This is a genomic window from Ferroglobus sp. (genome assembly GCF_015521575.1).
Taxonomy (GTDB): domain Archaea; phylum Halobacteriota; class Archaeoglobi; order Archaeoglobales; family Archaeoglobaceae; genus Ferroglobus.
Window position 1 is genome coordinate 1 of record NZ_WANY01000240.1, and the last position, 7,775, is coordinate 7,775.

Below are 7,775 nucleotides of genomic sequence, written 5' to 3' on the forward strand. Positions count from 1 at the left end.
GATTACGCCATAAACCATCCGGAGGAAATTTTCACAAAATCTCTCTATCCTTTCCCCGAAGATCCCGAGAAGCTCGAATTCATCCGCCCGGTTAAGCTGAAGGTCAAGCTGGAAAAGATTGGAACAATTGCTGACTACATGGACTTGGCGGATAAAAGTTGGCATATCTTTAAAACCAGAGAAGGCACCAAAGAAGAGATCGAAACCGTATCAACCGCACTGAGCAAATTCACCGGATGGTACAGTAGCACAGAGGACTACTATTACAACGACCTTCCCATCTCACTGTTTACAGCGCTGATCTCATCTTTTAATGAGGCAGAGAAATACTTCAGACATTATGAGAAATATAACCCGCGTATATCGATATACTTTGAGCGGGGTGGGTATTACATTAGTTGGTTTCCAGTTGCGATCTTCGATCCGAGAGAGGTGCCACAATCATCCATAGATGAAATGAACAGGAATCTGGAATCGTCACAGCTTCTCGGTGAGGGAATCAGGCTCGGGAGCAAATATTATTACAATCTTCGAATTATGGTGAGCGCAGTGGCCGATTTCATCAAAGAACGCTACTACCGGAAGCGATACGGAGATTTAGGAGAGATGAAACCGGCAGAACTTAAAATATCAATCCTGTATTTCGTGGACCCGCTGCATAATGACGGAAATCCAACAATTATCAACAAAAAGATAGGTAGGCTTAAACAGTTCTCCCTGACGCCAGAACAACAAAAACTACTGAAATATTTCATTGCGAGGAATCTCTGATCAGGATGCGGACGGCAGACGATCTATTGCCGGATTCTTCGGCCAGTAATAGCTTGAGTCTATATAAGAATATATCGTGGCTTCCGCAACACCTATGCCGAAATAAAAAATTTTATATATTTTATATATTAACTCGAAATCTCTATGACTAATACACTCCAACATATGACTATAATTCTACAGAAGAGTTTATTTAAAAATCTGGTTTTCTCTCGAAGTTTTGAGCAGGCTTTTTAAAAGCTATGGAATTTAAAACCCCTCGAATAAATTAAAAGAAAAAGAAAAGCTGTAAAATTCCAGTTTTTTATTCGTAACGCTACATAACTTGAAAAGATTTTAGCATGATAGAATCTAAGTCGTTGTATTCATACCAGCGAAGGAAAGACCGAAAAATGTCTGAAACAACTTCTCAGAGCATTGCGGGAGTTAGACTAACCGTAAGAACAACTATTCCAGCGATGAGAATCCCAAGGTATATAAAAATCACGGACTTCAGGGGGTTCATTCTAAGGAGAAAAGCTATCAGCGTTCCTGTCCAAGCCCCAGTTACCGGCAGAGGAATTGAAACGAAAATAGTCAAGCCGATATAGCCGTATTTTTCCACGACACTTTTCCTTCTCACTGCCAAATCAACGCACTTATTGTAAATTTTTCCAATCACCGGAAATATCTCTATTATCCTCTCTACTCTTTTTAAAAGAAGAAGAATTACCGGAACCGGGATCATGTTTCCGAGAACGGCAAGAAAATACGCTTCAATCGGAGAGAAGCCGAAATATAAGGCGAGAGGAATCCCCCCTCTCAGCTCGGAAATGGGCGAAGCGGAAGTTAAAACCACCAAGACTTCTTTCAACCTCTCACCTTTTCGATCGCTTTAACCGCCTTCCATAAAAAACTGTTGTAGCAGACGTCCAGATTTTTTTTCAAACCTTCCCTAACTATAGCTCCGTTGATAAAATCTATCTCCGTTCTCCTATTCCTGAGCACATCCTGAAGCATTGAAGAGATGTTTTCGGCTGTTTTTTCCGCCACAGTTTTAACAGCATTTACGGCATCAATGTCGTATCCAATGCTTTTTGCAACGTTTTCAGATTCCTTTGCAGTTTTCTCAGCTATCTCCCAAAGAAATTCGTTTTTCAAGATTTCTCCGTTTTTCACTTTGAATATCGCCGTTATAGGATTTATAACCGAATTCACCACAGCTTTTTCCCAGATTTTCTCCCTTATATCCTCAACGATTTCAACGTTTATTCCCGAGCTTCTGAGAACTTCTTCCACCTTCTCCACACCCTCTCCCTTGAATTCCCCGATGTAAGTCACACCTTCTCCAGCGAAAACGACGACTCCGAAGTCTTTTAAATTAGCTCCGTAGGTCGTCACTCCCCCAACGACGTTATCCAGATATCTGGCAAGAATTTCTTCGTTACCTATTCCGTTTTGCAAGCTACAAACAACACCCGGATTTACCTTAGCCAGCGATTTTGCCGCATTTTCGGTATCGTAGGCTTTTACAGTAACAAAGGTAACGTCTGCGTTTACAGCTTTGTCGCTCACCTTTACCTTCAACTCCATCTTTCTCAATCCCTCAACCCTAAGAGATTTTTTTAAAGCCCCAAGCTGCTTTCCCCTTGCGACGAAGTGAACATCGTAGCCCGCTTCCTGAATTAAAGCTCCGAATAAAGATCCCAAAGCTCCGGCTCCAAAAATTTGCACTTTAAAAGAACTCACTTATCTTCACCTGCCTCTCAAGTTCGCTTTCGAAGAGGGATTTAATTTCCACCTCAATCAGCTTCAGCCTCTGCTTTGTGTAATTGCTCACGGCGTACTTCTCAGCAAGGTCTTTACTGACGTTCAGGTACTTCACTATCCCACCTTCGTGAACAGTCAACACGATTTTTCCTCCGCACTTACATTTGCCGCTGAGAGGCACTCTTCTATACTTCTGATTGCAGTCTATGCATCTGAACTCCTGCCTTGAGAAAGCTCTCAGGTTTCCGATGATGTCTGGAAGGAAGTGGGAGGTTATGACTCTCTCAGCCACGTCGTTCTCGTCAACCGCAACGATTTTCTCAGCCAGCCCCATCTGAGCTTTAACTTTGCTCTCCATAGACCCAAGGCTCTTGTAGGAACTTTCCTTAACTCCCAAAGAGATGTCCTCCGTGTCGTGGGTGAATTTCAATCCGTAGTACTTGCTTTCATCTTTCAGCCTATCCTCAACTCTCTCGATGTACTCAACAACGTCCTTAGGAGAGGCAAATCTCAAAGTTGCTTCGTAGAATTCGAGAGGATACCTTTCGACGATGTCCATGTTGTGAACCTCGCTGTCAACCTCCTTCGGATCGAGGATTGTCGTCAAAACGAGAGGTGCGTCCATCTGTCCCCCTCTCTTCTCAGGCAGGAACTCCCTTGAGAAGTTCAGCAAACCATCCAAGAGGAGCATAACGCAGTCCTCATCCCCGTCGCAGTTTCTCCTCTTGGCAGCGTGGAAATACGGATGAGCGTATCCAGCGTTGACATCAACTATTCCGATAATTCTCCCTAAAACTCCAGAAGAGGTGTGTGGAGCCAATCCTATAACGAGGTGTCCTATCAAGTCTTCTTCCTTCTCTACATTGTAGAAAGGTTCCAATCCGTAGAATCTGACAAGAAGATCGTCTATGAACTTTGCAACCTTTACAAGGTATTTAGCAGCCTTTTTCGAAAGAATTATGTCCTGCGGCTTTAATTCGACTATCTGATCGTCCCTCTTCAACTCGTTTCCTTTGTAATCGTACCTGTATCCAAGCTCTCTGAGCTTTTCCACACTAACTCCTATTTCCTTCGGCTTGAAGTGAGTTAATGGTAAGTCTGTCATGTCGTATCTTATAGTCCCGTCTTTAAACACACTAACTCCGTGGAAAGCCCTCAAAATTCCCTTTTCAAGTCTTTCAGCGAACTTGTTCTTGGAGGTTAAGCCTATAACCCCCTTAACAACTCCCTCCGCATTGAGTTTCAAGTTACTCTTGGCTTTCTCGTAAAGCTCCTTTATGTTTATCTTCCAAGTTTTGTACCCTCTCGTCTCAATTCTGCAGCTCTTACAGACTTCTGATTTTGTCTTGCTTCCGCACCTCGGACACTGATAGATCTGCTCTGTCAAACCTCCGCATTCGCACTTCAACCAGAAAGTTTCCTTCCCGCATTCCTTGCAAATTCTCAAAGCGAGATCGACCTCTATAACTCCCTTCTCCCCATTTCCTTTATACTCTAAAGCTGTTTTAATGTCTCTCTGCTTTCCCCCAGCCAAGCCGACTGGGAAAAGGATGTGTGGAGGAGGTTTCATCTCCCTCTCCTTCGATTTCTCTGGACGTCCCATTCTCGCTCCTATTCTTGTAGGAGCTTTCGCTCTAACATCTAATCCAGAAACTTTTCTCACGAACTCAAGTCCGTCTTTAGCTTCCTCGCAAGTTTTGACGATTTTCAAGTTCTCGTCCAAGCCCAAGCATCTGACGAAAACCTTCCACTGCTCGATGACGATCCTTCCATCCCTAACCTTGTGGGGAAGAAGAATTTTTTCAAGAATTTCCTTTCCTTTCACGTCCATTTCCAGCGTTAAGCAGCTCTTCCCGTATTTTCCTTCCACCTTTCCTCTACTGACCCATTCCTGCAAGTACTTGGCTTCTTCGAAGCTTATGTCGTGCCAGAGGTATGTGTAGTTCGGGTGTAGCGGAATTCCATACTCATCGCAAAGCTTCAAAGCCTCGTCCTCGCTTATCTTTCTATAATCTTTCCTCGGCAAAACCTTTTCAACTTCCTGAATCCACCACTCGTAAACGTAAGATGATGGCACGAGAGGATGGTTGTTCTCAAGGAAGTCTCCGAAGTTTATCAGAATCTCTCCGAGATCCAATATTTTCTCCACCTGATCCTTAATAGCTAAAGCCTCCTCGTAGCTGTCCACTCTTAAAACATCTCCGTTCTTCAGTCTTACAGTCGGTCCTTCAATGCTCGTTACCGGCACGGCACTTCCGGCTTTCCCCGGACGTTCTACTTTCAGCTGAGTGCCGATAGCTATGAATCCGTCCATTAAAACCATCGTAGCCGGGTTTATACCCACAGTGGCGAAACCGGAGTTTCTCGCTCTTCCGTAACGAAGTCTGAAGCCTCCCTTCCTTGAGGGGTGGGAGAAAACTGGTCTTCCGGCAACTATATCCGAAAGATATTTGTCGTTGGGCTTTACAACAGCCTCCTCTTCATCTTCTTCCCCTTTGTTTATGAGTTCGTCCAGCCACTCCCAGCCGTCTATTCCTATAGCCTCGACTATCTTTTTCAGCTTTGGAGCTTTTAAAGCAATTCCCTCAGCTATGACTAAAGCCATCCCTCCCCTAACTCTGTTAGTCTCAACCCTCGGCAGATTTCTGTATCCGCTAACCTCCACATCCTCCGTAGGCTCTCCGTCTATGCAAACCGGACAGTTGGAAACTATAAGCTTGATTTCCTTATCGCTCGGCAAATACTGCAAATTCGCAACTTTTTTGTAGAGGGGAATTTCCTCGCAGTATCTTAAAATCTCCTCTTCAGTTGGCTTGTACCTATCCAAACCGAGCAATCTCCTTGCGTAATCTCCAACCAAAACGGAAATGACTTGGGCTGTACCACCGGCACTCCTTATCGGTCCGGCATAGTATATTTTCAAGAACTCGGTTCCGTCGAAGTTTTTATCTATTTTAACCTTAGCAATCCCCTCTATGGGTGCTGCAACAACCCCCTCCGTTTGAATTGCTACAGCCGCCCTAACTGCTTTATCCAAAGCTTCTTCTCTGCTGAAATTCCCAAATTCGCCTTCTATTATGCATTTCGCTATTTCAAAACAGATTTTCTCTCTTGAAAGCCCTTCTTCCTCAAGTTCAACAATTTTTTTAGCTATCCCATCTATTTTTAGAAGCTTTTCAACTCTCTCCGCCATATTTTTTGCAACGGGAATTTCCACTTCCGTAGAGGGATCGAGTCCTAAAGCCCTCGCTTTTTTAGCAATTTCGTAAACCTTCTCAACCTCCTTAAGCAACCTCTCGTGATACTCCTTAAGCTCTTGGGAGAATTTTACAAACTCCTTATTCTCTTCCTCCTTTTCAAAAAGAGGGAAGAACTTGTCAAGAGTTACTATCATCATAGGAACTTTCCGCTCCTAAATTAATTTTTATCTCTCGAAACTTTGATATTTTGCTCTGTTTAATATTTTGAAGCGATATGTATCGCTTTTTCAATTAAAGCCTCGATTCCCTTCCTTCCGCTGAAAATTCTTCCGTGTCCGGGAAGAACGAATTCCAGTTCAAGGTTCGAAATTTTTTCAAGTGATTTTATCAGACTTTCTCTACTCCCCCCAGCCAGATCCCATCTTCCTGGAATTCCATTCTCGAAAAACAAATCTCCGGTTATGGCAGCGGAGTACTCGGGAATGTAGAAGGTCAGGCTCCCCTCTGTATGCCCGGGAGTTTCGAGAACTTCAATTCTTATTCCAAAATCAACAACTCTTGGCATTTCGAAATCCGGCTTTATGTTGAAGTGGTGACTCCTCCTCTCTTTTTCGCTGTAGGATAATAAAGCTCCTTTTCTCAAAAACATGGGAGCGCTTTCGATGTGATCTTTGTGTAAATGCGTTGCAAATACGTAATCGACTTCCTCGATCCCGTCATTCCTCATAAGTCCGAAAAGGTTCGTGTAGCTTTTATAGCTCCCCGGGTCAACTATTATCGTGGAGTCTCCTTTGATAATGTAAGCGTTCGAACAGTCGCTGAAAGCGGATCCCCACACGTAGGCGTAAACACCTTTGAATACTTCCATCGTAAGAAGCAGTAATTGAAAGAATAAAAAATTATTTCTATTCATTGGTAGTTAACGATATTAAAATGTACGAAGCACTGAACATTTCGATATTTAAAGCACTGAGCGATCCGACGAGAGTTAGAATACTGCTTGCTTTAATGGAGAAAAGCATGTCCGTTCTTGAAATAGCCGAGTATCTCAAATTGGATCAACCTCTTGTTTCCTATCATCTTAAGCATTTAAAAAAGTACGGAATCGTAGATGTGAAGAGAGTTGACAAATACCACATATATTCTGTGAACCCGGAAAAAAGAGGCATCCTAAGCTTACTGCTGAAAACCTGCAGAAAAGACGACAATACGCTTGATAGCTTGTTTTCGGAACTAAAGGAGGAGTTGTCAAAATACGTTGGAGAAAATATGGCAAATGTACTTGTGGAGAACTTCAAGAAGAAGCTACAGGAAAAATTATGAGGCTTGCGTTACTATCTGCTGCATTCATTTTCCTTTTAGCATCTTTTTTGTTAGTGAATTCAGATGTATATTTCAGCGGAGATTCAATCGAAAACCAGATTAAGGAACACTACGATCTGAACGAGATATACGTCCACTATTATTCGGGCTTTTTCAACTTCTTAATTTGTTCGATCTCGGCATTAATAATCGTCACCGCTGAAAGAAAACTGGAAATTGGTGGCTGGAATTACATTGCCTCTGGTATTTTATTTAACGGCTTTATCGGATTTGGAGAAGTTGTAGAGCACTTCTTTAAACCTTTCTGGCATGACTTTTTTCATTACTTTCATGTTTACTCCGGATTTTTCAGTCTGCTTTTGCTATATCTGGGAGTTAGACTCGTACTGGCTTCAATAGCTGGAAGAAAGACACTTGAAAATAAATTCATCATCGTCGCAGCTTTTATTTTTCTCCTAATTCTTTCTTTTTTAACCTCTATAAAAACTACTGAAAAATGGGATCCTCGCCTTGAAGTTCCGGTTATGTCTCTCCTTCTTGCCCCCACCGTCTTGCTAACAATCTTATTGATCTACGATGCTCTTAAAATCTTTCAGGAATCCGGTTTCGTTATGGTAACGTTAACTTCCTTTGCCGTTTTCGCAATGTTCCTACAACTTGTAATAATACTTGGGAGAATTTCGGACATACTCGGGAACGCTTACTTTTACGCTTTAACCCACAGCCTTCAAG

At 42.7% G+C, this 7,775-nt stretch carries 7 protein-coding genes; 3 read left to right on the forward strand and 4 right to left on the reverse strand.

Annotated features, from left to right (window positions below):
- Positions 1 to 771: hypothetical protein (locus F7C14_RS09655; protein ID WP_290902319.1), on the forward strand; the 771-nt coding region annotated here is incomplete at its 5' end.
- A gap of 409 nt (positions 772 to 1,180) precedes the next feature.
- On the opposite strand, the gene F7C14_RS09660 is transcribed toward F7C14_RS09655, so the two are convergent.
- The 4 genes from F7C14_RS09660 to F7C14_RS09675 form a co-directional block, all read right to left on the reverse strand.
- The gene (locus tag F7C14_RS09660) at positions 1,181 to 1,624 is read right to left on the reverse strand and encodes a small multi-drug export protein (protein ID WP_290902321.1); all 444 of its coding nucleotides are present in this window, start codon (positions 1,622 to 1,624) and stop codon (positions 1,181 to 1,183) included.
- Positions 1,621 to 2,499 carry a 2-dehydropantoate 2-reductase gene (locus tag F7C14_RS09665; protein ID WP_290902323.1) on the reverse strand — a complete coding sequence of 293 codons (879 nt, stop codon included), beginning with the start codon at positions 2,497 to 2,499 and terminating at the stop codon, positions 1,621 to 1,623. The genes F7C14_RS09660 and F7C14_RS09665 overlap by 4 nt, the downstream gene beginning before the upstream one ends.
- On the reverse strand, positions 2,486 to 5,914 hold the full coding sequence (locus F7C14_RS09670) for a DNA polymerase II large subunit (RefSeq protein ID WP_290902325.1): 3,429 nt from the start codon (positions 5,912 to 5,914) through the stop codon (positions 2,486 to 2,488). The genes F7C14_RS09665 and F7C14_RS09670 overlap by 14 nt, the downstream gene beginning before the upstream one ends.
- Before the next feature lie 62 nt (positions 5,915 to 5,976).
- Entirely contained in the window at positions 5,977 to 6,588 is a 612-nt protein-coding gene (locus F7C14_RS09675) for an MBL fold metallo-hydrolase (RefSeq protein ID WP_290902327.1), read from the reverse strand.
- A gap of 65 nt (positions 6,589 to 6,653) precedes the next feature.
- On the opposite strand from F7C14_RS09675, the gene F7C14_RS09680 reads away from it, so the two are divergent.
- On the forward strand, positions 6,654 to 7,043 hold the full coding sequence (locus F7C14_RS09680; protein ID WP_290902329.1) for a helix-turn-helix transcriptional regulator: 390 nt from the start codon (positions 6,654 to 6,656) through the stop codon (positions 7,041 to 7,043).
- On the forward strand, positions 7,040 to 7,775 hold a 736-nt coding region (locus F7C14_RS09685; protein ID WP_290902331.1), incomplete at its 3' end, for a hypothetical protein. The genes F7C14_RS09680 and F7C14_RS09685, both read left to right, overlap by 4 nt.

Excerpts from the sequence above, each read along its gene's own strand:
- F7C14_RS09670 (WP_290902325.1), bottom strand. The coding sequence starts at position 5,914 with ATGATAGTAACTCTTGACAAGTTCTTCCCTCTTTTTGAAAAGGAGGAA.
- F7C14_RS09680 (WP_290902329.1), top strand. The coding sequence starts at position 6,654 with ATGTACGAAGCACTGAACATTTCGATATTTAAAGCACTGAGCGATCCG.
- F7C14_RS09675 (WP_290902327.1), bottom strand. The coding sequence starts at position 6,588 with ATGGAAGTATTCAAAGGTGTTTACGCCTACGTGTGGGGATCCGCTTTC.